Source organism: Bordetella tumulicola (genome assembly GCF_054779135.1).
Genome location: NZ_BAAGYU010000003.1, coordinates 121,538 through 147,022, shown reverse-complemented (window position 1 = coordinate 147,022; position 25,485 = coordinate 121,538). Strand labels below are relative to the sequence as shown.

The 25,485-nt window shown below is 57.8% G+C and carries 22 protein-coding genes and 1 other RNA gene; 18 read left to right on the top strand and 5 right to left on the bottom strand.

The genetic code is table 11. From position 1 onward, the window contains the following. Positions 1-84 precede the first annotated feature (84 nt). Positions 85-768 carry a GntR family transcriptional regulator gene (locus tag ACYVDM_RS00700; protein ID WP_415790632.1) on the bottom strand — a complete coding sequence of 228 codons (684 nt, stop codon included), beginning with the start codon at positions 766-768 and terminating at the stop codon, positions 85-87. 299 nt (positions 769-1,067) lie between these two features. On the opposite strand from ACYVDM_RS00700, the gene ACYVDM_RS00695 reads away from it, so the two are divergent. From ACYVDM_RS00695 to ACYVDM_RS00660, 8 genes are all read left to right on the top strand, one after another. Beyond that, entirely contained in the window at positions 1,068-2,129 is a 1,062-nt protein-coding gene (locus ACYVDM_RS00695; protein ID WP_415790634.1) for a phosphotransferase, read from the top strand. 65 nt (positions 2,130-2,194) lie between these two features. Continuing rightward, a complete protein-coding gene (locus ACYVDM_RS00690) occupies positions 2,195-3,490 on the top strand; it encodes an aspartate aminotransferase family protein (protein ID WP_415790636.1) in 1,296 nt (431 codons plus the stop codon). Positions 3,491-3,540: 50 nt separating this feature from the next. Then, entirely contained in the window at positions 3,541-5,136 is a 1,596-nt protein-coding gene (locus ACYVDM_RS00685; protein WP_415790638.1) for an ABC transporter substrate-binding protein, read from the top strand. Between the two features lie 10 nt (positions 5,137-5,146). Next, positions 5,147-6,124 (top strand): ABC transporter permease, encoded by a 978-nt coding sequence (locus ACYVDM_RS00680; RefSeq protein ID WP_415790640.1) that lies wholly within the window; start codon positions 5,147-5,149, stop codon positions 6,122-6,124. Further along, entirely contained in the window at positions 6,121-6,957 is an 837-nt protein-coding gene (locus ACYVDM_RS00675) for an ABC transporter permease (RefSeq protein ID WP_415790642.1), read from the top strand. Before ACYVDM_RS00680 ends, ACYVDM_RS00675 begins: the two co-directional genes overlap by 4 nt. Beyond that, the gene (locus tag ACYVDM_RS00670; protein ID WP_415790644.1) at positions 6,920-8,563 is read left to right on the top strand and encodes a dipeptide ABC transporter ATP-binding protein; all 1,644 of its coding nucleotides are present in this window, start codon (positions 6,920-6,922) and stop codon (positions 8,561-8,563) included. The genes ACYVDM_RS00675 and ACYVDM_RS00670 overlap by 38 nt, the downstream gene beginning before the upstream one ends. Before the next feature lie 35 nt (positions 8,564-8,598). Continuing rightward, entirely contained in the window at positions 8,599-9,633 is a 1,035-nt protein-coding gene (locus tag ACYVDM_RS00665; RefSeq protein ID WP_415790646.1) for a histone deacetylase family protein, read from the top strand. A 2-nt stretch (positions 9,634-9,635) separates the two neighbouring features. Then, the gene (locus ACYVDM_RS00660) at positions 9,636-10,346 is read left to right on the top strand and encodes an SDR family NAD(P)-dependent oxidoreductase (RefSeq protein ID WP_415790648.1); all 711 of its coding nucleotides are present in this window, start codon (positions 9,636-9,638) and stop codon (positions 10,344-10,346) included. A 75-nt stretch (positions 10,347-10,421) separates the two neighbouring features. Here ACYVDM_RS00660 and ACYVDM_RS00655 read toward each other — a convergent pair whose 3' ends face one another. The 3 genes from ACYVDM_RS00655 to ACYVDM_RS00645 all read right to left on the bottom strand — a co-directional run bounded on the left by ACYVDM_RS00655 (position 10,422) and on the right by ACYVDM_RS00645 (position 13,813). Next, entirely contained in the window at positions 10,422-10,919 is a 498-nt protein-coding gene (locus ACYVDM_RS00655) for a GAF domain-containing protein (protein ID WP_415790650.1), read from the bottom strand. Then, positions 10,916-11,887: a Bug family tripartite tricarboxylate transporter substrate binding protein gene (locus ACYVDM_RS00650; RefSeq protein ID WP_415790652.1), complete on the bottom strand. Its 972-nt coding sequence runs from the start codon at positions 11,885-11,887 to the stop codon at positions 10,916-10,918. Before ACYVDM_RS00650 ends, ACYVDM_RS00655 begins: the two co-directional genes overlap by 4 nt. An 87-nt stretch (positions 11,888-11,974) precedes the next feature. After that, the gene (locus ACYVDM_RS00645; protein ID WP_415790654.1) at positions 11,975-13,813 is read right to left on the bottom strand and encodes a gamma-glutamyltransferase family protein; all 1,839 of its coding nucleotides are present in this window, start codon (positions 13,811-13,813) and stop codon (positions 11,975-11,977) included. 284 nt (positions 13,814-14,097) lie between these two features. Here ACYVDM_RS00645 and ACYVDM_RS00640 point away from each other — a divergent pair, with 284 nt between their 5' ends. Together ACYVDM_RS00640 and ssrA are read left to right on the top strand one after the other, a co-directional pair. Next, on the top strand, positions 14,098-15,093 hold the full coding sequence (locus ACYVDM_RS00640) for a LysR substrate-binding domain-containing protein (protein ID WP_415790656.1): 996 nt from the start codon (positions 14,098-14,100) through the stop codon (positions 15,091-15,093). A 42-nt stretch (positions 15,094-15,135) separates the two neighbouring features. Then, positions 15,136-15,523, top strand: a transfer-messenger RNA (tmRNA) gene (gene ssrA, locus ACYVDM_RS00635). A 100-nt stretch (positions 15,524-15,623) separates the two neighbouring features. On the opposite strand, the gene ACYVDM_RS00630 is transcribed toward ssrA, so the two are convergent. Beyond that, on the bottom strand, positions 15,624-17,429 hold the full coding sequence (locus tag ACYVDM_RS00630) for an acyl-CoA dehydrogenase (RefSeq protein WP_415790658.1): 1,806 nt from the start codon (positions 17,427-17,429) through the stop codon (positions 15,624-15,626). A 229-nt stretch (positions 17,430-17,658) separates the two neighbouring features. Here ACYVDM_RS00630 and ACYVDM_RS00625 point away from each other — a divergent pair, with 229 nt between their 5' ends. The 8 genes from ACYVDM_RS00625 to ACYVDM_RS00590 all read left to right on the top strand — a co-directional run bounded on the left by ACYVDM_RS00625 (position 17,659) and on the right by ACYVDM_RS00590 (position 25,436). After that, the gene (locus ACYVDM_RS00625) at positions 17,659-18,615 is read left to right on the top strand and encodes a tripartite tricarboxylate transporter substrate binding protein (RefSeq protein WP_415790660.1); all 957 of its coding nucleotides are present in this window, start codon (positions 17,659-17,661) and stop codon (positions 18,613-18,615) included. An 18-nt stretch (positions 18,616-18,633) separates the two neighbouring features. Further along, positions 18,634-19,446 (top strand): IclR family transcriptional regulator, encoded by an 813-nt coding sequence (locus ACYVDM_RS00620; protein ID WP_415790662.1) that lies wholly within the window; start codon positions 18,634-18,636, stop codon positions 19,444-19,446. Positions 19,447-19,525: 79 nt separating this feature from the next. Next, on the top strand, positions 19,526-21,613 hold the full coding sequence (locus tag ACYVDM_RS00615) for a 3-hydroxyacyl-CoA dehydrogenase NAD-binding domain-containing protein (protein WP_415790664.1): 2,088 nt from the start codon (positions 19,526-19,528) through the stop codon (positions 21,611-21,613). A 26-nt stretch (positions 21,614-21,639) separates the two neighbouring features. After that, a complete protein-coding gene (locus tag ACYVDM_RS00610) occupies positions 21,640-22,818 on the top strand; it encodes an acetyl-CoA C-acyltransferase (RefSeq protein WP_415790666.1) in 1,179 nt (392 codons plus the stop codon). 19 nt (positions 22,819-22,837) lie between these two features. Further along, on the top strand, positions 22,838-23,620 hold the full coding sequence (locus ACYVDM_RS00605; RefSeq protein WP_415790668.1) for an SDR family oxidoreductase: 783 nt from the start codon (positions 22,838-22,840) through the stop codon (positions 23,618-23,620). Between the two features lie 39 nt (positions 23,621-23,659). Continuing rightward, complete coding sequence (locus ACYVDM_RS00600) at positions 23,660-24,340, top strand: 3-oxoacid CoA-transferase subunit A (RefSeq protein WP_415790670.1); 681 nt, start codon at positions 23,660-23,662, stop codon at positions 24,338-24,340. Between the two features lie 7 nt (positions 24,341-24,347). Then, on the top strand, positions 24,348-24,998 hold the full coding sequence (locus ACYVDM_RS00595; protein WP_415790672.1) for a 3-oxoacid CoA-transferase subunit B: 651 nt from the start codon (positions 24,348-24,350) through the stop codon (positions 24,996-24,998). A 183-nt stretch (positions 24,999-25,181) separates the two neighbouring features. Then, entirely contained in the window at positions 25,182-25,436 is a 255-nt protein-coding gene (locus tag ACYVDM_RS00590; protein ID WP_415790674.1) for a hypothetical protein, read from the top strand. Positions 25,437-25,485 lie beyond the last annotated feature (49 nt).

The window sequence follows — 25,485 nt, the reverse complement described above, 5'->3', positions numbered from 1 at the left end:
GAAAAAATGTCATGCTAACTGGCGTTGCGAGTGATTCACAAGCCTGCGTTGACGAAAGCAGAGGCATGTGCTGAGCGTGCACTTTTACGTTTCTTGTTTTTTTAGCTCCAAGATGGCTTGACCTCCATGCAAGATGTCTGTTTGCACCGCAATGCGGGCAGCCTGACCATCACGTTGACGCATCGCGCGCAGTAGCGCGTAGTGGCCGTCGATCATGTCGCGGCCGCCTTGTACATAAGATTGGGCGATGAGTGGACCCATCTTAAGCCAGAGGCGCTCCAAGATGTCCAACAGAACGGGCATATTGGCAATATGGCAGTATTCGAAATGAAAGCGCTGGTTCAGTCCGATCGCGCTGTTCACGTCGCCCGCTTCCAGGGCTCGCTCATTCTCGGCAATCAACGCCTCGATGCGAGCGACGTCCTCGTCCGTCGCCGTGATCGCCGCGCGGGCCGCGGCCATCCCCTCGAGCTCAAGGCGGATATCGCGAATTTCGAGGTATTGCGCAAGGCTGACTTTTGCCACACCGATGTCACGAGCACTGCGCATGACCAGTGCACCGTCCTGCACCAGTCTCAAAATAGCGTCACGTACCGGCGTGACACTCGTGCCAAGTTCGGCGGCGAGTTCACGAATGCGAAGCCGGTCTCCCGGTTTGAGCTTGCCTTCGATTAGGGCGGTGGCTATCTGGGTATAAACCCGGTCTCCCATGCTTTCGTACTGCACTGTGGAAAAACGGGACTCATCGATTTCAGGCTCAGGCGTCATTGATTCTATTAGGTCTGTTGTGGATAGAGGCTAAATATGATGCATCAAGACGGATAGTCTCCGTGAGAGGGCTGCTCGCTGGGCGCAAATTATCCAAGAGGTCAACCCGCTATTTTGTACTGGCCATTGTATGTTTTCATAGGCAGATGCGTCCACTGCAGGGAGCGCTCTATACGGCCATTCAAGGGAATGTACTAATACGAAGTTTTTCCTCGGATATTTATAATGCATCAAACATCAAAATTCGAGGTTGTGTGGTGGTATTTCAGGGCGCTGCAGGGAAACGAGTTTCGGAAGATGTGGGTACGTTGTTTACGACTTCGCCGCCGCTGATCCTATTGGCGGACGCCGAGCGGGTGGCCCGCGCCTGTTTTCCTGGCAGTGTGGCCTGCGCGCCCCTGACCGGCGAACGCGATGTCAATTTTCGAGTGACGCGGGTTGACGGCTCGGTTCTGACGCTCAAATTCATCAATTCGGCGGAGCAATTGGCCGAGACCGAGATGCAGGTCGCGGTACTCAAGCATTTGCAGGGCGCCATGTCCGTGCAGGCCTCTCATCACCAGACTGTCGATACGGCAGGCTTGGCAGCCTTGTCGGATGCGCAGGTCGGCCAAACGGATACGGGTTCAACAAGAGACTGGATTCAATACATTCCCTTGTCCGGCGGCGAACCAATACGTGTGCGTGCTTACGGTTATCTGCAAGGGGCTCCCGGTACGGGTCTGAAGGCGGATCCGCGCGCCTGGACGGCGGTTGGCCGTGCCGCGGCCGCACTGAACCGAGAGTTGTTGCAGTTTGATCACCCCGCCGCACATCGAAAATTTCTCTGGGATGCCTGCCAGGTCCTGGACTTACAGCCGCTCTTGGGCGCCGTGGAAAGCGATACCGAACGGCAGATGATTGCCGAGTTTTTGACGCTGTTCGAGCGTCAGGTGGTGCCAGTCCTGGATTCGCTGCCCAAACAAGTCATTCATAACGATCTGTCACCTAGCAATATTCTGATCGATAGCGATGGCTTGGACTTAGTCGGGATCCTTGACTTTGGTGACATGGTGTACGCCCCACGTATTGCCGAGGTCGCTATCGCGGCGTCTTATTTGATGACGTATTCATCCGATCCGCTGACGGTGCTGGCATGTGTGCTGGATGGTTATACCGAAGTCTTGCCCCTGACTTCGATAGAACGTCTGCACGTGCTGGACCTGGTCCTTGCACGCCTGGCGCAGCGCATGGTCATTACCTCATGGCGGGCCGCGCGCTTTCCGGACAATCGAGCTTACATCCTGCGTAGTCATGCCACCGCGACGGCCTTGTTCAATCATCTGTACGCAGATTGGAAAACCGCGCAGATATCGCGATAACGACATGTGTCCTGCGCACCGCTTTGCATTGAATTTTTCACATTCTGAACGACGAGGTATTTCCTATGTCTTCAACTCCTAATGCGGCTGCCGATGTTTCCGACTTGCTGGCGCGTCGTCGGGTGTTAGGTCCGGCCTATCGTTTGTTTTACGACGAGCCTGTTCATCCGGTACGCGGTGAAGATGTCTGGCTGTTTGATGCTGCCGGCAAGCGGTATCTGGACGCCTACAACAACGTGCCTGTGGTGGGGCATGCCAATCCTGCTGTCGTCGACGCCCTGGCACGTCAGGCATCGGTACTCAATACGCATACCCGATATCTGCACGAAGGCGTGGTCGAGTATGCAGAACGCTTACTGGAACATTTCCCCTCAGCACTCGATACCGTGATGTTCACTTGCACGGGGAGCGAGGCCAACGATCTGGCGCTGCGCATTGCATTCGAAGCCACCGGTCGTCGAGGAATCATCGTCACGCGTAACGCCTACCATGGTGTAACGCAGGCCCTGGCCGATGTATCTCCCTCTTTGCGGCCCGTTGCCGCGCATGTGCGCACCATTGAAGCCCCTTGTAAATTGGTCGGCACACCCGATCAGGTGGCTGCGCAATTCGCGGCGCTCGTGGATGAGGCCGCGCGCGATCTGGCTCGGGCAGGTACGCCCGTCGCGGCTTTGATGGTGGATACGGTATTTGCCAGCGATGGCATTTACATCGGTGTTGATGACGTGCTGTCCCGTGCCGCCGCTCAAGTGCGTCAACACGGCGGAATATTCATTGCGGACGAAGTGCAGGGTGGCTTTAGCCGCATCGGCCACCATTGGTGGGCCTTCGGGCGCGACAACGTGGTGCCCGACATGGTGTCGTTAGGCAAGCCGATGGGCAATGGGCATCCCATGGCAGGCCTCGTCCTGCAGGCGCCGTTAGTCGAAGCCTTTGGCAAGAACTGTCGTTACTTCAACACGTTTGGTGGTAATACCGTTTCCGCGGCGGTGGGCCTGGCCGTTTTGAATGAACTCGAGCGGATGGATGCACCCGCACAGGTTGCACGCGTTGGCCAAGTGATGGCGCAGGGCTTGTCGCATTTGGCTCAAACCGCTCCTTGCATTGGCACCGTGCGAGGGCAGGGGTTGTATTGGGGAGTGGATATTCGTGATCCCGACGGAAATGCCTCTCGCCATGCGCGACTTGCTCAGGCCATTTCGAATGGGCTGCGCCAGGAAGGCGTATTGATTGGTGTGTCTGGCCGCCAGGGGAATGCGCTGAAGATTCGACCCCCTCTGACTTTTCAGGTGGAGCATGTGGACCTCCTCCTGTCCGCCTTGGCCCGGCAGTGCCAGGCTGTCTTGACTTCCGTTTTGTGAATACCGGACGTCAGTCCTGTTTTCTAATCGATTTTTCGCAAGGAATAGCCATGCGTATCTCCCTGTTGTTCAGACAATCCTTACTCAATGTCCTGCTGGCGAGCGCCAGTCTGATGGCTCTGGCTGCCAGCCCTGTTCAGGCGCAAGTGCGCGGCGGCACGCTGAATGTGATATTGAATCCAGAGCCGCCCGTTCTGATGGTGGGTATTAACCAGCAAACGCCTACACAGATTGTGGGCGGGAAAATCTACGAAGGTCTGTTGACCTATGATTTTGATCTGAATCCTCAACCCAGTCTGGCCAAATCCTGGTCGGTTTCTCCTGATGGTCTGACCTATACCTTTGAGCTGCAAGAAGGCGTGACCTGGCATGACGGCAAGCCCTTCACGGCGGACGACGTCCTGTTTTCGCTCAAGGAGTACTTGCCCGAAGTACACGCCCGCGCGCGCAACAACCTAAGCCACGTCAGCAGTATCGAAGCCACCAGTCCGAGCACGATTGTCATCAAGCTCAAGGAACCCTACGCGCCGTTCATCAACGCGTTCGAGATGTCGTCGGCGCCGATGGTGCCTGCCCACCTCTATCGTGGAACGGACTTTCGCACTAACCCGGCCAACCAGACGCCCATTGGTACGGGGCCCTTCAAGTTCAAGGAATGGCAACGCGGTCGCTATGTCTTGCTGGAGCGCAATGACAAATACTGGCGTCCCAATCTTCCTTATCTGGACAAGATCTACTTTCAGGTGATTCCCGATGCCAATTCGCGATTGGTGGCATTGGAGAATGGTTCGGTGCAGGTCGCCAGCTTTGGCGACATTGATTTTGCCTTCCTGCCACAGGTCAGAGCGAATCCCGAGCTCGAGGTCACGACCAAGGGCTATGAGTTTGCAGGTCCGCATGCCGCGATCGAACTGAACCATCGTGTCAAGCCGCTGGATGATGTGCGGTTCCGCCAAGCTATTCAATATGCGATCGATCGTAAGTTCATCGCGGAACGTATCTTCTTTGGCGCAGCCCGTCCAGCGACGGGGCCGGTCTCTTCGGTCACGCGATTCTATGATCCCAACCTGCCCAAGTATGACTACGATCCCAAAAAAGCGATCGCGCTGTTGGATGAAATGGGTTTGAAGCCCGATGCCAACGGCAAACGTGCCAGTATCAAGTTGTTGGGTCTGCCGTACGGCGATACTTGGACCAAGGTGTCCGAATACGTGAAGAATGCCTTGTCCAAGGTAGGCGTTGATGTCGTACTAGAGAACACCGATGCGGGAAGTTGGGCACGTCGCTTCTCGAACTGGGAGTTCGACTCGGTGGTGGAGTACCTATATCAGTACTCCGATCCTGCCTTGGGCGTGGACCGTACTTATTTGTCCACCAATATTCACCAAGGCGGCTATGGTACCAACGTGTCGGGCTACGTCAACAAGGATGTTGACGCGACACTACGTGCAGCCGAACTCGAGAACGATCCCGCCAAGCGCAAGCAGTTGTACTCGCAAGCCTATACCCAGGTCGCCAACGACGCCCCGACGGCTTGGTTGGTCGAACTGGCTTTCCCGACGATTACCAATAAAAAGGTCAAAAACGTGACGACCTCGGCAATTGGTGTCGCGGAAAGCTTTGCCACGACCTATATCGAAAAATGAGGATAGTGTGATGAGGCTACTGCGATCTTTTTTCTCCGTGCTGGGCAAGTCGATCACGGTGCTGATCGCAGTTGCCATCATCAACTTTGCGTTGGTGCGGATGACGCCTGGGGATCCGGTCAGTGTATTGGCCGGTGAGGCGGGCGTTTCGGATCAAAAATTCGTCGAACAATTGCGCAAAGAGTTCAAACTAGACCAGCCTGTGTGGGTGCAATTGGCTAGTTATCTGAAGTCGATTGCTCAGCTAGACCTGGGGTATAGCTATCGCCAGCAACAACCGGTTTGGGATTTGATTGCAGATCGGTTGCCCGCCACGTTGGTTCTGGCTATTCCTGCTTTCGTCATCTCCCTATTGGGAGGAATCCTGCTGGGAGCGTTGGCGAGCCGCCATCGAAACTCGGTGTGGGATTCCCTCATTACGGCAGGCTCGATGGCATTCTATGCAACACCCATCTTCTGGGTAGGACTGCTGCTGGTGTTGTTGTTCTCCGTCACATTGGGGTGGCTGCCGCCGTTTGGCTACGAGAAGATGGGATCCGATCTGACCGGTCTGGCGCGTATCAAGGACATTGCCGTGCATGCCTTGTTGCCTGTGGTGACCTTGGCAGGATTCAATCTGGCGGTGTATGCACGGATGACGCGCGCTTCCATGAACGAGGTTCAGGGAGCTGACTTTGTAAAAACTGCCTGGGCAAAGGGGTTGGGTGCGGGCCGTGTGGTCTGGGTCCATCAGTTGCGTAACGCGGTGCTACCGGTGATTACGCTGGCAGGTATGCAGGCCGGTCAATTAATCGGCGGGTCGGTGCTGGTCGAGACCGTCTTCGCTTGGCCGGGCATTGGCCGACTGGCCTTCGATGCATTGCTCCAACGCGATTATCAGGTTCTGTTGGGCGTGTTCTTTTGCACTTCGGTTGTCGTGGTTGTCTTTAATTTGTTGACCGACTTGGTGTATCGCCTTGTGGATCCTCGTATGCAGAGTCAGGTATGAATCAATTTACGAAACGATTCGTCAAGAACGCCGGAGCCCTATGGGGCCTGGGTATTCTCGTTATCATCGTCGTGATGGCTATCACGGCAAATTGGGTCTATCCGGGAAACCCTTGGGACCCCACCGTCGCGCCATTTCTCAAGCCATTTCAAGACAGTCAGGCGTGGCTTGGCTCGGACTCGTTAGGCCGTGATATCGCTGCGGGTATTGTCCACGGAGCGCGTGCCTCGCTGGAGGTAGGCATCGTGGCGACGCTGGTTGCCGTGATTATCGGCCTGGTGGTTGGCGTGCCCGCAGGATTCTTGGGCGGACGCTGCGACGGCCTGTTGATGCGTTTCACAGAAATTTTTCAGACGATCCCCAGTTTCTTTTTCGCCATCGTGTTGGTCGCCATTTTCCAACCTTCTTTTGGCTCAGTGATTACGGCCGTGGCGCTGGTCAGTTGGCCGCCGATTGCGCGTCTGGTTCGCGCTGAATTCATGCGGGTCAAGTCCAGCGAATTCGTCGAGGCTGCACGGGTGCAAGGGTTTTCTCGGTGGCACATAGTCTTTCAGGAAATTTTGCCGAACTGCATCTCTCCACTGATTGTCATGGCGTCCTTGATGATCGCCAATGCCATCTTGCTTGAGAGCGCCATTAGTTTTCTGAGTCTGGGTGATCCCAATCTCATGACGTGGGGATATATGGTGGGGAACTCCCGCACGTTCCTGCGTCTGGCTTGGTGGATGTGTCTATTTCCAGGGCTCGCTATTTTTGTGACGGTGCTGGCGGTCAACCTGTTAGGCGAGGGGTTGAATGATGCGCTCAACCCGCGTTTGCATCGAAAAGGCTGAGGTCATGACGGCATTACTGGATATCAAGAACCTGTCTGTCGCCTTGCCGACGGGAGGCGATCGTGCGCTCGCCGTGGATGATGTCAGCCTGACGTTGAATCGCAACGAGATCGTCTGCGTGGTCGGTGAATCCGGCTCGGGTAAGTCCACGTTGGCACATGCCGTGCTGGGTTTGTTGCCGCGCGGTCTGAATGTCGCGAACGGAAAAATTCTGTTCGATGATCAGGATCTGGTCAATTTGCCTTTGGCTGGACTGCGTAAGATTCGTGGCAAGCGTATTGCCATGGTCTTTCAGGAGCCGCTGAGTGCCCTTAACCCATTGATGCGTTGTGGACAACAGATCGACGAGGTATTGCGTGCTCACGGTGTGGACGCGTCTCGCTCGATCAATGAGCGGGTTGGCGATCTGTTGGTATCGGTGGGTTTGCCGGATCATCAGCGTATTGCCGATTCGTATCCGTACCAACTGTCGGGTGGCCAGCGTCAACGTGTGATGATCGCGATGGCGTTGGCGCTAGAGCCGGAAGTCCTCATCGCTGACGAGCCTACGACGGCATTGGATGTCACCACACAAGCTCAGATTTTGGCACTAGTCCGAGACATTCAGCAGCGTAAAGGCTTGGCCGTCCTGTTCATTACGCATGACTTCGGCGTGGTGTCCGAGATCGCGAATCGTATTGTGGTCATGAAAGGAGGCCGTGTCGTTGAATGCGGCTCGGCCGAGCAGGTACTGCAACAGCCCCAGGCTGAATACACCAAAGGCTTGTTGGCCGCTGTACCGTCTTTTACACCGCCGCTGTCTTCGGGGGTTGAACAGACGACGCCTTTGATTTCGGTAAGCAGCCTGAAAAAGACATACGTGCGCAAGGCCAAGTTGTTTGGATCGGCTCAGACATTTCCTGCCGTGCAGGACGTAAGCTTTGACGTTCGTCGCGGAGAAATCGTCGGATTGGTCGGAGAGTCCGGATCGGGTAAATCTACCATTGGCCGTATTCTTGCCGGCCTGGTTGATGCCGATGCCGGCAAGGTCATGTTGAAGTCCAAGAATATCCTGGCGCCCGGCGCCTTCGACGACGCCGGCACACGTCGATCCGTGCAGATGATTTTTCAGGATCCCTACGGCTCGCTTAATCCTCGTCATACCGTGGCCAGAATTCTTACTGGAGGTATGCGGCTTAGCGGGATGACGCAGGACGCCGCGATGGCGCGTGCACGTGAACTGATGCGTTTGGTGCAGTTGGATGCTTCTGCACTGGATCGGTATCCTCATGAGTTTTCTGGTGGGCAACGTCAGCGCTTAGGCTTCGCTCGTGCGATCGCCGTCCGACCCGAGTTCATCGTGGCCGACGAGCCGGTATCCGCGTTGGATGTGTCCGTGCAAGATCAAGTGCTGGAGATGCTCAAGGATCTCAGGCGAGAGCTTCAGCTATCCATGCTTTTTATTACTCACGATTTGCGTGTAGCCGCGCAGTTGTGCGAGCGCATCATCGTGCTGAAACACGGTCAGATCGTTGAGCAAGGGCCTGCCGCCAGGATTTTGCAAGATCCAGCGCATGCCTACACGCGTCAGTTGATCGACGCGGTGCCCGGGCGCCACTGGAAGTAAATCGATTTTACCTACCAAACACAAAGGGTTGTGCTATGAAAGCGTACATCTCCCCTACGCACGATGCAGTCTGGACAGGCAATGCCATGATTCGCGGCGTGCTCAAGCCCCATCATGATCGCGCTGAGCGCAGTATCGAAATTCTTGCTGCCCTGCGGGATGACCTGAAGTTGGATTGCATCAACGTCCAGCGGGCTGCCCAACGGCCGTCAGAAATGCTTGAAGTCCATGCCCCCGACTATCTTCAATACTTGGAGACGGCGTGGGAAGCATGGTCACAAGCACCGGATGCTTCGTTCGAGATTCGCCCTTATATCGCGGTTAATCGCTATTTTCCTGACCTCAGGACACGCACGCCGGTCGTGATGGCAGGCCATTATCTGGGAGACGGGGGCACTCCCATCGTCAAGGACGCCTGGTCCAATATGGCGGGGAGTGTGGATACGGCCATCGAGGCTGCGCAGGCCCTCATCGAGGGTGCTGAAAGCGCGTACGCTCTGTTGCGCCCGGCAGGTCACCACGCCATGCGCGATATGGGGTTGGGAGGATGTCTTATCGCCAATACGGCGATTGCGGTGCAACGCTTAAGCAGGCAACTGGGTCGCGTCGCCGTTCTCGATATTGACGTGCACCATGGAAACGGGTCGCAGCAGATTTTCTATGATCGTGATGATGTACTGACGATATCGCTACACGGTAAACCCGAGGTGTTGTTCCCATTCCTTTCCGGTTATGCCGACGAGTTGGGGACGGGAGCAGGAGAGGGCTTTAACCTGAACCTCCCTCTGGAACCCGGCACCGAGTTGAGCGTGTACCTCAAGGATTTCGACAAAGCCCTGCAACGCATTCAGGATTTTGCGCCGAACGCGCTGGTTATCGCGACAGGCTACGACACCTTTCGCCATGATCCCTTTGGCAATATATGCATCGACACGGCAGACTATCGTGTGTTGGGGGATCGCATTGCTCAACTTAAGTTGCCCACGTTGTTTGTCCAAGAAGGCGGATACAAGGTAGATACGTTGCGCAGCAATGTGTGCGCGTTACTCGAAGGCTTCTTGGGGCGCTGAACATGAAAACCTCTACGTCTTCCCGAGTGGCGCTCGTCAGTGGTGCTAGCCGAGGAATAGGGTTGGCGATCGCGCGAGAACTCCTCGAGCATGGGTGGCGCGTCAGCGCCGGAACGCGCGGGCCTATCGAGGCTCTTGCCGGCCAATCCAGCGATCGGTATCACTGGGCCCGTTTCGATGCGTTTGATCCTGCGACGGAGTCCGCCTGGGTGCAAGCCGCCAGTGCGCATTTCGGTCAGATTGATGCGATGGTGCACAACGCGGGCATTCTTAGCCGTCAGTCCGTCATTGACGCGACCTCGCAGGAATTCGATGAAATTTTCGAAGTCAATGTCAAATCGCCGATGCGCTTGACGCAATGCGCATGGCCTCACCTGAAAGCGGTGCAGAATGGCAAGGTCATTGTGGTGGCCTCGCTAGCGGGCAAACGCGTGCGCGCGGCGGAAGGAGGGTTGTATTCCATGAGCAAGGCAGCGGCGCTGATGCTTGCGCATAGCCTACGTCATGCCGGCGATGTCGACGGCATACGCTGTACCGCTGTCTGCCCAGGTTTTGTTGCGACAGATATGGCAGATGGGGTGGAGGAGGGCATCAAAGCCCAACTGACTCAGCCCAAAGAGATCGCAACAATCGTGCGGATGGCATTAGAGCTGCCTGCGTCCGCTAGCGTTGCCGAGATTCCCGTCAGTTGGAAAGTAGAGGCAGAGTACTGACTGGGCCTTTAATGAGATTAGGCCTGCTCAGTACTCTGCGGGCGGCACAACCATCAACACTGCCGCGGCATACGTTCAAGCCAGAAACCCCGGCGCGGCCATATACGCGGCCAAACGTGCAAAATTGACGTGGGCATCCTGGATACGGGGTTCACGCATCAGAAAGTTGACAGTGCCCAGGCACACATCGCCCACGACCACGGGCACATTGATAACGGATTGCAGGCCCAATCCCAAAATCGCGGTATGGTCGTCAAATGAGGTACGAATCGCGTCAGCGCCTTCGCCCACGTAGATGCGCCGCTGCACCAGCACGTGTTCGCCCCAGGGCATGCCCCGTTTCTGTTTTGAACCGCCGGGAGGATACGACACGGGGTCTGAACTATACAGTCGGATCACCGCCATATTTTCGGCATCAAAACGGTTGACGGTGCACAACGCCTGTTGCAGTACGGGGCGAGCCCAGGTATCGATGGCCGCAAAGACCGCAAGGCGGTCGAGGCCGGCAAGGGCATTGGCGACGTCTACATTGTTGCTGACGGCTCCTGCAATGCGTGCATCAAGTTCCGTCATTCCGCTTTGATTCCCAGATCGCGCACGATGGCGCTGTATTTTTTGGCATCGGCCTCCAGCGTCTTGGCAAACTCCTCAGGCGTCGTCTGCATGACCAGCACGCCCATGTCGCCCATTCGCTTCTTGACGTCAGGCAGCGCGAGAATACGGTTGATCTCCGCATTCAGGTTCGCGACCAGCGCAGGATCCATCCCCGCAGGGCCAAACGCCCCGTACCAGACTTCCATCGAATAGCCGGGTACGGTTTCGCCGACGATCGGGATTTCCGACAGCAAGGGCGAACGCGACGTCTCAGTCACGGCCAATAACTTCAGCTTGTCGGTTTGCACATGCGGCAGGGTTTGCGTGCCGGCACTGAACAGCACTTGCGTGCGATTGGCCACCGTGTCCAGCACGGCAGGCGCGCCGCCGCGATAGGGGACGTGGATCATCTTGATCCCCGTAGCCTTCTCGAGCATGGCCGCGCTCAGGTGGTTGGTCGACCCCGTGCCTGCCGATGCATAAGCGATTTCTTCCGGACGCTCTTTGGCGTAGGCAATGAACTCTTCGACGCTGTTAACTGGCAATGCCGGGTTCACCACCATGGTGTTGGTCACCAGGGCCAGTTCCGCGATAGGAGTAAAGCTTTTGACGCCATCGAACGGCATGTTGTCGTACAGCGCGTCGTTCATGGTGTGTGTGCTCATCGAGCCGATCAGCAGCGTGTAGCCGTCGGGTTTAGCGCGGGCCACCAAGGCCGAGCCGATGTTGCCGGAGGCGCCCGAGCGGTTTTCCACGATCACCGACTGACCATACGTTTTTGTCATATGTTCTGACAGCATGCGCGCCAGAATATCGGTCGAGCCGCCTGCGGCCCACGGCACGATCAGCGTGATCGGCTTCTCGGGCCACGCGGCCATCACGACAGCGGGCACGATGCCGGCTGCCAAGACAAGAGCGCGTAATGCGCTGCGAAAAGAAAATTTCATAGGAAACCCCTTGTTATGTGCGACAGGCGTCGCGATACAGAATGGTGGTCCCGCTTGGGCGGGATCCGTCGTTAATCGTCTGATGATCTAGCGTCCCGCCGCGTAACTCTGCATCCCCCGCGGATTGGCGCCCGCGCGCAACAGTCGCACGCCATTGCCCGCCGGCTCTCGAGTGCAGACACTGATGCGACCTTCGGACCAGGGCGGACCGACTTTGACGTCATGACCTGCGCTGCGCAGGGCCTCCAGCGTGCTCTCGGGCATGCGTGACTCTATGGTGATGCGATTCAGCGTCGTCGTGCGCGGCCAGAACGAACCGGGAAAATGATCAATGTGCCAAGAAGGGGCGTCGATGGCTTCCTGCAGATTCATCCCACATAAGGCATGACGCAAGAAAAACGAGACCGTCCATTGATCCTGCTGATCGCCGCCTGGCGTCCCAAATGCCATATAAGGTTGACCGTCACGCAGGGCCATGCCCGGCGATAGCGTGGTGCATGGCCGTGCACCCGGGCGCAACTGCCCGGGCAGATCGTCGTCCAGCCACGTCATCTGCAGGCGCGTCGTGATCGAGAATCCCAACCCCGGCACCGCGGGGCTGGAGGACAACCATCCGCCTGACGGCGTCGCCGCCACCATATTGCCGTCCTTGTCGATGACATCGATATGGCAGGTATCACCCACGAATAGCTCGCGTTCCAGCCACTGCTCGACGGGCGGCAGTTGCGCGAAGGTCGGCTCCCCAACCCCAAAGCGCGTATCGGCCTGTGCTAGCGCGCGCCGCGCGGCATCCAGATCCGGCAAAAGGGCAGTGCGCCCTGCCGGCGACCCCGGACGAAGCTCGCGCGAGGCCTGGTCATTAATCAGCGCGGCCCGTGCACGCGCGTAATCATCCGATAGCAGGTCCGCCAAGGGAACATCGGTCACGCGAGGGTCCCCGTACCAAGCCAAGCGATCCGCAAACGCCAGTTTTGCCGCCTCGGCAATCTTGTGCGCGAACGTGGGCGAGTCCGCTGCCAGGCCCTCTAATTGCAGGTGCCGTGCCATGGCGAGTTGCTGCAGGAATACTGGCCCCTGCGACCACACGCCGCATTTCGCCACCGTGTAATTGCCAAAGTCCACCGTCGCGGGCGTCTCATACGTGGCCTGCCAGTCCGCCATATCCTCGCGACGCAGCAGACCGGCATTGCGCTCGCCCGTGCAGTCGCGCATGGGCGTACGGTAGGCGGCATCAATGGCCTCGGCAACAAAACCGCGATACCAGATTTCCAGCGCGGCATCGATACGGGCGCGACGATCACTGCCCTTGTTGTTGGCCTCCGTGACGATGCGGGTGTACGTATCCGCGATGACAGGTGTGCGCATCAGATGCTCGGGGTGCGGCACTTTGCCATCGGGCAGCCAGACCTGGGCCGAGCTATGCCATTCCTGGCGAAACAGATCCTGCACCGCATAAATCGCCTGCACAATGCGCGGCACCAACGGGAAACCGTTGCGGGCATACTCAATCGCCGGCTGCAGCACGTCCGCCAACTCCCACGTGCCATGATCGCGCAGCAGGGTCAGCCAGGCCCCAAAAGCACCGGGTACGGTCGCGGGCAACAATCCGACGCCCGGGACCAGGTCGACACCCAACTTCCGAAAATACGCCGGCGTGGCCAACTGCGGGGCCGTGCCCTGACCGCATATCGATTGCACGCGGGGGTCATTCTCGTTCCAAAACAGAATGGGGACCTCGCCGCCTGGGCCGTTCAAATGCGGTTCGACGATTTGCAGCGTAAAGCCGCCCGCAACGGCCGCATCAAAGGCATTGCCCCCTCGCTCCAGCACGCTCATCGCGACCTGTGTGGCGAGCCAATGCGTAGACGATGCAACGCCAAACGTGCCGCGAATTTCCGGGCGAGTCGTAAAGCTGGGGGTGGACATAGACGAATACCAGAAGAGGGCGCTAAGGAGTGATCTTCAGTATAAAAGCTATGAATAACGATAATCTGCGGATTTATGATAGATGCATAACCAATTGGTTATGTAAAATGTTGGATTACTGATTACTGATTACTGATTACTGGTTACTGGTTACTGGTTACTGGTTACTGGTTGCTGATTGCCAGCTGTTCGCTGCTGACGGCTGGTAGCTGTTGCTGTTGCAGATTGCGATCACCGGTCGTCCGTTCCCGGCTGCTCATTCGGCCCTTTGCTCATCTCTCATCATGCCCATTTCCGCTGCCCGCGCTTCTACCGTGGATCCCACCGCTCGTCGTCCCGGCACACGGCTGCTTTCTCGTCTCAAACTGCGGCATCTGACACTGCTGACGCGGTTGGGACGACTACGCTCCCTGACGCGCGCCGCTGACACCATGGGCATCAGCCAGCCCGCGGCCACCAAGGCCCTGGCCGAAATCGAAGACATCTTTGAGGCCCCCTTGTTTGTCCGCTCGCGACAGGGCCTGGAGCCCACGCCCCTAGGCAAACTGGCTCTCGTGCGCGCCGAACGCATGATGCTCGACCTGGATCATTGGGGGCAGGAAATGGAGGCCGTGCGATCCGGACGGGCGGCCCAACTGCGCGTCGGCGTGATCCCTTTTGTCTCCGAACGCGTACTGACGCCCACGTTAGAACGCCTGTGCGCCCAGGGCATCAACGTAGTCCTGTACCGCGCCACCACCGATCAGCTACTAAAGGCCTTGCGCGGCCACGAGATCGATTGCGTGATCGGCCGAGCCGCGGCCGCCGTTGGCATGAACGATATGTGGCACGAAGTGCTTTACACGCAGCGTCCCGCCCTGATTGCCCACCCCGCGCTCGCCAAGCGCATGGCACGCACCAAACCTGACTGGCGCCTATTGGCCAATGTCGATTGGATACTGCCATCGTCCGCCACACCCATCGGCAACATGGTCACCGAACTCTTCACGCGCGAACAAGTCCGCCCACCTGTCGCGCGCGTGGAAACCTATTCGATCGACGTGATCGCCGGCATGCTGCGCAACAACCAAAACCTGCTGTCTATCGTGCCCGAAGACATCGCGATCGACATGGCGTCAGCCGGGGGCGTCGCGCGCGTGAAATGGGACTGGAACTGGGAATTGCCACCGGTCAGCCTGATCCGCCAAGTGCGTGATCTGCCGCTGGATGTCGAGGAAAGTTTTGCGCACATCGTGCGCGAAGTGTGCGCCGCGTTGATGCAGCCGGAGCAGGGGGCGTAGCGCCAACTGAAGGGGGCCAATTAGAGTACAATTAACATTATTGGGGCCGATCCGGATTCGACGTGGGTCGCGAAACAACTCAGGGCATGCCGAGCACCAGTTCGCTCGTTAATCCACTGGAAACACTACAAACGCCAACGACGAGCGTTTCGCTCTCGCCGCTTAAGCGGTGAGCCGCTGCACTGATCTGTCCTTGGGTCAGGCGGAGGAAGGCAACTTCCTAGGGGGCAACCCCGAACCGCAGCAGTGACATTCACAAGGAATCGGTCTGCACTGGGGTCACACGGTTCAGGCTTAAATTACGTGAATCGCCTTGGTCCGGCCTGTCGGTTGGCTAAGTCCAGGGTTAAAACGAAATAGGCCGACTACGCATGTAGAACTGATTGCAGAGGGCTTGCGGACGGGGGTTCAATTCCCCCCGGCTCCACCACTTATTATCCGCTGAAGTACGCAGAACGCCGGGAACCTTCAAGGGTTTCCGGCTTTTTTTTGTCCGTCAATGTCCCATTTCATGGCAGGACAATTGCCCGTCAGAGCCATTCAACCTCGGTCCGCAAAGCGTGCTGCTCACCCTGGCGCAACAACACATGTACAGGGGACGTCAGCGCCAGTTCCGTACTGAAAAACCAATCGCACGCCGCCAACTTTCCTCGGTAAAAATCGCCCAAGTGCGGGCGCTTTGCCAATTGTGCGTCAGCCGCCGTGGCCTGCCACAGCCATAGCCAAGCAACGACGTGGTGGCCAAACAGATCCAGATAATAGGCCGCATTGGCACTGCCTGAAATCGGATCTACCCGAACGGCGCGCAGCAAGGTCTGGGTCGTTTCATGCAACTCTTGCCAGGCGTGTTCCAATTTCGTGGCGTTCTCGGCCAAGTCGGGATTGCCGCTGTGCTTGGCTCGCCCGACGGTATCCAATACGCGCTGGTGCAAGCGGGCAAATGCTTGTCCTTCCTTCATACCCGCTTTGCGGTTAAGCAAGTCTAGCGCCTGGATGCCATGCGTACCCTCATGAATCGCATTGAGGCGGTTGTCACGGTAAAACTGCTCTACAGGGTATTCGCGCGTATACCCATAGCCTCCATGCACCTGGATGGCCAGATCGTTGGCTGCCAGCCCATAACGCGCGGGCCAAGACTTGACGATGGGAATGAGGAGCGCGAGCAGCTGTGCAGTTTGTTCGCGCTGAGCGGCGTCGGGATGGGTCTTTTCATCGTCGACCAGGCGAGCTGCGTATAGACAGAGCGACAAAGCACCTTCTGCATAGCATTTCTGCGTAAGCAGCATTCGCCGCACGTCAGCATGTTCGATGATCGTCACAGGAGGGCTCGACGGGTCGCCATTACCGGGCAGACGCCCTTGTCGACGCTCTTTTGCATATGCCAAGGCGTGGCGATAACCGGTGTAAGCCAGCATCGTGGCGCCCATGCCGACGCCGATGCGTGCCTCATTCATCATGTGGAACATATAACGCAAGCCTTGTCCGGTTTCCCCAACGAGTTCACCTATGCACGCGTCGTTCTCACCGAAACTGAGCATGGTGGATGTCGTACCGCGATAACCCATTTTGTGAATCAGTCCTGCCAACGCCACGTCGTTCGAGTCCGTGACTTTGCCGTCCATGTCGACTCGCCGCTTGGGGACGATGAACAGGGATAGCCCTTTGGCGCCGGCGGGCGCGCTGGGCGTCTTGGCCAGCACCAGATGAACGATGTTCTCACTGATGTCGTGGTCGCCTCCCGAGATAAAAATTTTCTGGCCCTTGATGGCATAGCGGCCGTCTGGCAGCGGCATCGCGGTCGAGCGCAGGTCGGGCACGGATGATCCCGCATCCGGCTCGGTCAATGCCATCGTGCCCAGCCATCGGCCGTCCAGCAAGGGGGGTAAAAAACGCCATTTCTGTTCGTCGCTGCCAAAGGCGCGGATCAGGTTGGCGTTGGCGGCGGTCAGAAAACAATAGGCCGAACTGCCCACATTGGCGGCGCGGAATAGGGCCAGGCACGATTGTGAAATCGTTACCGGCAACTGCATGCCGCCCAGTTCGTAGTCGTGGGTCGCCGCCAGGAAACCGCCTTGCGCGAAAGCCCGTACGGCCTCGCCTACCGCGGGCAGTGTCTTGACGGTCTGGCCGTCGAACTGTGGTTCGTTTTCGTCCGAAATCCGGTTGTGAGGCGCGAAGTACTGACTGGCCAACCGGTGCGCGGCGTCGATGGCGGCATCGAAGGTTGCTCGATTGTGATCGGCGTAGCGTGGGCGTTGCGCCAGTGCTGCGCTATCGAGCACGTCGTAGAGCAGGAAATCCAGGTCCTCGCGATGGATAAGGAGATCGGTCGTCATGGTGTTGTCTCTTTTGAGTTGATGTGCATCAACTTTTGTTCTGCAATGCAGAACAAAAAACTGCATAGCGGTCTATTTAAGTCATGCTAGCACTAAATTTCAATTGAATTCCGTTGAAAACGGGATAGAATTCCAAAAAAATAATCCAAAAAACATAGGCGCGCGCTCCGCTTGAGCAATCATCCCAAGACGGGTAATCGCCTTTTCTCTATAAACGGAGGAGACATCTATGAAATCAAAATTCGGCAGAATCCTGGCCATCGCTAGCGTTGCGGCTCTTATGCCCCTGACAGCGCTCGCGCAGGCGGACTATCCCAGCAAGCCCATTACGATCATCGTGCCTTATGGTCCTGGCGGCACGACCGATGTGATGACCCGTGCCTTGGCCAGCAGTCTGTCGCGTCAGCTTAAACAGACGGTGGTCGTCGAAAACAAGCCCGGCGTGGCGGGTGCCATGGGGGTGATTCAGATGAAATCATCGGCGCCTGACGGTTACATGCTGACGATGGCGCCCATGGGGATTTTTCGCGAGCCGCATCTACAGTCTGTACCCTATGATCCCATCCGAGATCTGACTTTCATCGCAACGGTGCTGAGCTATGATTTTGCCGTCACGGTCAAGGCAGATTCGCCGTTCAAAACAGTGCAGGAACTGGTCGACTACGCGAAGAAACACCCAGGTGATATCGACTACAGCTCGCCTGGCAGATATACCGGCAACCAAGTCGTGATGGCTTCGCTGGGCAAAAACCAGAACGTCGATTTCACCCACATCCCCTACAAAGGGGACGCTGATGCGACAACTGCGCTGTTGGGCCAGCACGTAAAAGCCGCTGTCGTCACTAACAGCATTTTGCCTCACTTCAAGTCCGGAGCCGTGCGCGTGTTGGCGACGGCTGACGCCGAACGCAACCCTTATTTCACGGATGTTCCGACGCTCAAAGAATTGGGCTACGACGTTGTGGTGCCTTCGCCCTTGGGGATAGCGGGCCCGGCGGGCTTGCCAGCACCTATCGTCGACAAACTCGATCAAGCCATCAAGGTCGCGCTGGAAGACCCTGAGGTCAAGCGAGTGGCGGAAAACTTCGGGGTGCGTACGTATTATCTCGATCACGACGACTACGCCGCGTTTGCGAAAAAAGACTACGCGAGCGAAAAAGACCTGATTACTAACCTGGGCCTATAAGGCCCGTTATTGGAAGCTATGAACACCGTGCAATCTCCGTCGACGTCCGTTAAAAAAAGCAAAGAGCCCGAGGATCGCCATTTCGTGACCGCGCTCGCTCGTGGCCTGGAGGTTCTCGCCAGCTTTCAGGGCGGTGATGTCACGCTTGGCAACCAGGAGATTGCACGGGCTTGCGGCTTGCCCAAGTCTACGGTCTCGCGCTTGACGGCGACGTTGGCCAAGCTGAATTACCTGACCTTGAGCGAGGAGACCGGCAAATACCGGCTAGGCGTTGCCACATTGGCCCTGGGCGCTGGCATGCTGGCCAAGCTAGACATACGGCAAATTGCCAAACCGGGTATGCAGCGTTTGGCCGATACGTGCCAGGGGATGGTCGCCCTGGGCGTGCGTGACCGATTTTCCATGCTGTATTTGGAGGCATGCCGGGGCCATGACGCCCTGACGTTGAACCTCAACGTGGGATCGCATGTACCCATTGCCGTGACCGCAATGGGACGCGCCTATTTGGTCGAGGCCGGTCAGATCGAGCGGCAGGAAATCATTGAGCGAGCTGGCGAGCTGGACGAGCGTGCGGGTCAAGCCATTGTGCGTGGCCTGGACAAAGCATTGGAGGACTACGCCGCACTAGGATGCACCTGCTGCTTTGGGGATTGGAATCCTGATGTGCACAGCATCGGCGTCGCGCTGCGCCTCGGAGGAAATTTTCCGATGATGGCTTTGAACTTTGGCGGCCCGGCATTCCGCATGTCACCGGAATACCTGATGAACGAAGTCCGTCCTCGATTACTTGATCTGGCCACGGAAATCAAAAAAATGGCCGGAGGCACCTGATCCCGCTGTCTGCTCGGCACCGAACCTGTCGACATCGAAGCCGAAAACCTATTACGTCAAACACGAACTCTCAAATACCATGAACTACGTGAATTATGCAGTGGTAGACGGTGTAGCTTGCATCGTTTTTCAGAATCCCCCTGTTAACAGCCTGGGCCACGGTTTGCGCGTGGCCATCCTGCAGGCGCTGGATCAGGCCGAGGCGGCACCAGAGGTGCAGGTCGTGGTGATGACAGGATCTGACCGGGCGTTTTCCGGCGGCGCAGATATCACCGAATTCGGTACGCCCAAAGCAGCTTGGCATCCAACATTGCGCGATGTCATCACGGCGCTGGATGAATACACCAAGCCCGTGATTGCCGCCATTGATGGGGTATGCCTAGGGGGTGGGTTGGAGCTGGCCATGGCGGCACATTATCGGGTTGCTACCGAGCGTGCCATGTTGGGCCTGCCCGAAGTAAAGCTCGGGTTGTTGCCAGGAGGCGGTGGTACGCAACGGCTGCCGCGTTTAGTGGGCCTGGAGCGTGGTCTGGATATGATCGTCAACGGTCTCAAAGTCGAGGCCGGCAAACTGGCTGGCACGCTATTGGTTGATCGCGTGGTGGATACGCCCTTGCAGGAGGCGGCTATCGCATACGCACGAGAATGCGTGAGCGCCGGCAGCGTCCTCAGACGGACTCGTGACATAAAGATCGCCGAGCCTGATGCGCAGGCCTTGCTGCAGGTGGCCCGCCGTAACGTGGCTGCTGCCAGCAAGCACTTTCCTGCTCCCTCCTTATGCGTGGAGGCGGTGGCCGGTTGCTTGCTGCCGTTTGACGAGGGTTTAAAACAAGAGCGCGTGTTATTCATGCAGTTGATGAACTCGCCCGAGTCGGCCGCGCTGCGTCATGTATTTGCCGCCGAGCGGGCTGCGTTGAAAGTGCCGGGTATCACGTCTGCTACCGTCAAACGCGATATTCGTCGCGTGGGTGTGATCGGCGCGGGGACTATGGGCGGTGGCATCAGTATGAATTTTCTGAACGCCGGGATCCCCGTGACGTTGCTGGAGGCCGAGCAGGTCGCGCTGGAGCGTGGCGTAGGCATCATCCGCCGCAACTACGAAAACACCATGAAAAAGGGGCGTTTGACCCAGGCTCAGGTGGATGACCGGATGAGCCTATTGAGCACGACGCTCAAGTACGACGATCTAAGCAGCGCGGATTTGGTCATCGAGGCCGTGTTTGAAGACATGGGCGTGAAGGAAAACGTCTTCCGTACGCTGGACGCGGTACTAAAGCCTGGCGCGATCTTGGCGACCAACACCTCTACATTGGACGTCAACACGATCGCGGGCTTTGTCAATCGGCCACAGGATGTGGTCGGTCTGCACTTTTTCAGCCCAGCCAATGTGATGAAACTGCTGGAGATCGTGCGCGCGGACCAGACCTCGCCCGAGGTATTGGCAACTTCACTGGCGTTGGCCAAAACCATCGGCAAACAGCCCGTGGTGTCCGGTGTATGCGATGGCTTTATCGGCAACCGCATGTTGAATGGCTATCGCGCGGCGGGCGAAGAGCTGCTGCTGCATGGTGCCTCGCCGGCGCAGATCGACCACGCGCTCGAAGACTTCGGTTTTGCCATGGGCCCGTACCGTATGGGAGATCTGGCGGGACTGGATATCGGCTGGGCTGTTCGCAAGCGTCGCCAAGCAGAGAATCCCCATCTGGATTTTTCGTCCGTGGCCGATCGCATTTGCGAGGCCGGACGTTACGGCCAAAAAACCGGCGCAGGCTGGTATCGCTACGAGACGGGCAACCGGCAGGCGTTGGAAGACCCCGTGGTGACACAGATACTGGCCGACTATCGCAAGGAAAAAGGTATTGAGCCTCGTCAGTTCTCGCCAAAAGAAATCGTCGAGCGCTGCGTCTTTGGTTTGGTCAACGAGGGGGCGCACATCCTGGAGGAGGGTATTGCGCTGCGGGCTTCTGACATCGACGTGGTTTACCTCAACGGCTACGGTTTTCCGTTGCATCGCGGCGGCCCCATGCATTACGCCCAGCAGCTTGGTCTGTATAACGTCGTGCGGGCGATGAGACGGTTTGCTCGCCAGTCGGACAAGGCCGCGGAATTTTGGCAGCCCGCTGATCTATTGGTCCAGTGCGCCGAGTCTGGCGAAGCCCTTAAATAATTCCAGTATCGCGTCTCGAGGATATTATGAAAGAAGCTGTCATTGTTTCCACGGCCCGCACCGGTTTGGCTAAATCCTGGCGCGGGGCATTCAATATGACTTACGGCGCTACGCTCGGAGCGCACGCGGTGCGGCATGCCGTGGCGCGCGCTGACGTGGACCCGGCCGAAGTCGAGGATTGCGTCATGGGGGGGACTTATCTCGAGGGCACCACCGGAGGCAATATTGCACGCGGCATTGCGTTGCGTGCGGGTTTGCCGGTCACGACGGCCGGCATGAGTATCAACCGTTTTTGTTCGACGGGCCTGCAGAGCATCGCCATCGCGGCACAACGCGTGATGGTCGAAGGCGCACCGATGATCGTGGCCGGCGGTGTGGAAAGCATTTCCTGCACGCAGAATGAAGCCAATCAACATATGCGTCGCGACCCGTGGCTGCTTGAGCACAAGCCTGCGCTATACATGAGTATGCTGCAGACGGCCGAAAACGTGGCCAAGCGCTACAACATTGGCAAAGAGGCTCAGGATGCCTATGGCGTGCGCAGCCAGCAGCGTGCTGCCGCTGCGCAGACTGCCGGATTGTTCAATGACGAGATCGTTCCCATGACGACAGTCATGGCGGTACAGGACAAGGTCACTGGCCGCTTGTCTCGTCGCGAAATCACGATTTCCGCTGACGAAGGCATACGCGCGGATACGACGCTCGAAGGCGTATCGCGCCTGCGTCCCGCGTTGCCCGGTGGTGTCGTCACGGCGGGTAATGCCAGTCAGTTTTCGGATGGTGCCTCGGCTTGTCTCGTGATGGACGCGAAACTGGCTGAGCGTCGCGGCATCGAGCCACTGGGCATCTTTCGTGGCTTTGCCATCGCGGGTTGCGAGCCGGACGAAATGGGCATTGGCCCCGTGGTTGCCGTGCCTCGCTTATTGGAGCGCGCCGGCCTGAAAGTATCGGACATCGGATTGTGGGAATTGAACGAGGCTTTTGCCTGCCAGGTGCTGTATTGCCGGGATAAGCTGGGTATTCCGGATGATCGCCTCAATGTGAACGGCGGAGCCATTGCCGTGGGACATCCCTATGGCGTGTCGGGATCGCGTCTAACCGGCCATGCGCTCATCGAAGGCAAACGGCGTGGCGCGCGATATGTGGTCGTGACTATGTGCGTCGGCGGTGGGCAAGGTGCCGCCGGCTTGTTCGAAGTGGTCTGATCGGTCCCGAGGAAAAGCCATGAGCACCAGCGTCAGAGCATTGTTTCAGTTGGAGGGCAAGGTCGCCCTGATTACGGGGGGATCGCGCGGCTTGGGCCTGCAGATCGCCGAAGCATTAGGCGAGATGGGGTGCAAAATCGCGATTACCGCTCGAAAACAGTCAGAGTTGGACGCCGCGCATCAGCATCTGCAGGCCCAGGGTGTTGATGTCCTGGCGGTGTCTGGCAACCTGTCGCAGTTCGATGGCATAGCGGGCTTGGTCGATCAGGTGCTGGCGCGTTTTGGCACTATTGATATTCTGGTCAACAATGCCGGTACGACATGGGGGGCGCCAGCCGAGTCCTATCCCGACGACGCGTGGCACAAAGTCATGGATCTGAACATCAATGCGGTGTTCTATCTGTCACGCGAAATCGGCCGCCGGGTGATGATTCCTCGTGGCAGCGGCAAGATCATCAATGTGGCCTCGGCGGCTGGCATGCGCGGCACCGCAAAGGGCGTGACCACGATTGCGTACAACACCTCAAAAGGGGCCGCCGTGAATTTCACGCGGGCCCTGGCTTGTGAGTGGGGGCCACACAATATCAATGTCAATGCGATCTGCCCGGGCTATTTTTCGTCGCGCATGGCTGATGTGCAGATTCAGCGTATGGGTCAAGGGCTCCTGGACCGTATCCCCCTGGGACGAGTGGGCAACGAAGATGACTTGAAAGGCATCGCGGTGTTCCTCGCCAGCGAGGCCTCGCGCCACATTACCGGTCAGGCGATTTTGGTCGATGGCGGTGCCAGTGTCGGCGCGTGATGCGCGAGCTTACACAAGACAATAGAGGCGAGACAGAACATGATCAACAAATTCGTGGGCAGTGTGCACGAGGCGGTGGCGGACATCCACGACGGCGCCATCGTGCTGGTCGGTGGGTTTGGTGGAGCAGGCCACCCCACTGAGTTATTGCATGCGCTTCTGGAGCAGGGGGCGCGTAACCTGACCATGGTCAGCAACAACTCCGGCAACCACGAGGTAGGGCTGGCGGCGCTGATCAAGGCCGAGCGAGTCAAGAAAATGATCTGCTCCTTTCCGCGAGGCAGCCATTCTTATGTCTTTAACCAGTTTTATGCCGAAGGGCGCATCGAGCTGGAATGCGTTCCACAAGGCACGATAGCCGAACGTCTGCACGCGGCGGGTGCGGGCCTGGGTGGGTTCTATACGCGCACCAGCTATGGCACCGAGTTGGCCGCGGGTAAAGAAGTTCGCGAGATCAATGGCCATCACTATGTGTTTGAATATCCGATGCATGCGGATTTTGCGTTGGTCCTGGCGCAGAAGGGCGATCGTTGGGGCAATCTCGTCTACAACAAAACCGCCCGTAATTTCGGGCCGGTGATGTGCCAGGCGGCTAAGACGACCGTCGTGCAAGTCAAGCAAAAGGTCGAGCTGGGAGACCTCGATCCCGAGGCCATTATCACGCCCGGCATCTTCGTTGATCGCGTGGTCGAAGTCTCCGACCCACAATTTTCCAGTTGAGCGCGACATGCAACGACTGACGCGCAATCAGATGGCGGCTCGCCTGGCCAGGGATATATTGCCTGGCAGCTATGTCAATATCGGCATCGGCATGCCAGAACTGGTCGCCAACCATCTGGATCCGGCCGACGAGATTTTGCTGCACAGCGAAAACGGGATCGTTGGCATGGGGCCTGCCGCAAACCAGGCAGAGGAAGACCTGGAGCTGGTCAACGCCGGCAAGCATCCCGTCACCTTATTGACCGGCGGCGCTTTCGTCGAGCATGTGGATTCATTCGCCATCATGCGCGGCGGCCACCTTGACCTGTGCATCATGGGCGGTATGCAAGTGACACCCATGGGCGACTTGGCGAATTGGTCACTGGGACGCAAGGGCGAGCCACCAGCAGTAGGCGGGGCCATGGATCTCTCCGTGGGAACCAAGCGCGTCTTCATTCTGATGGAACACAATGCCAAGGACGGCACGCCGAAATTAGTGGAGAAATGCACGTTGCCGTTGACGGGTTTGGGCGTGGTGCATCGCGTGTACACCGATTTGGCCGTCGTGGAAATCACGCCTCAAGGGTTTCTGGTATTAGACAAGCTGGTTGATATCAGCGACGAGGCGTTGCAGGCGCAGACGGGAGCAACGTTGCGGTTCACGCATCAGCAAGGCTGAACGAAAGCGCCTTCGTTCGCGACCTTGCGCAATGACCGCCATGTGACCAAAGTCGGGATCGTCAGTGGCCCGCTAGCGTGCTGTCTCGACGTCAATCGGAAAATCTCGTTACCAAGCGATCGACAATACGTGGCGAGTTGGTGAATACTGGTATGGAGCGAACCCACTCTTGGAGAGAAAATCATGGCAACGTCCCAGGCAGAAGACAAGGCTGAAGAATTGATCGACGAAGGGGCCGCGAAAGCAAAGGCGGCCGTCGGCGCCGTGTCCAGGCGAGCCGCTTCGACCAAAGCGGCGGCCGAGGATGCGCTGCATGAGGGGCAGGACGCGCTCGAAGGAGCTTTGACCTGCGCCAAGGATTGCATTCGCGCGAATCCTCTTGCGTCCGTCGCGGTGGTGGCCGCGGTTGCCTACCTTTGGGGACGCATCAGATCGTGATGGTGTACGTCACCTTTCTGTAGTTTTTCGTGTGGACGTGGGTGCACGT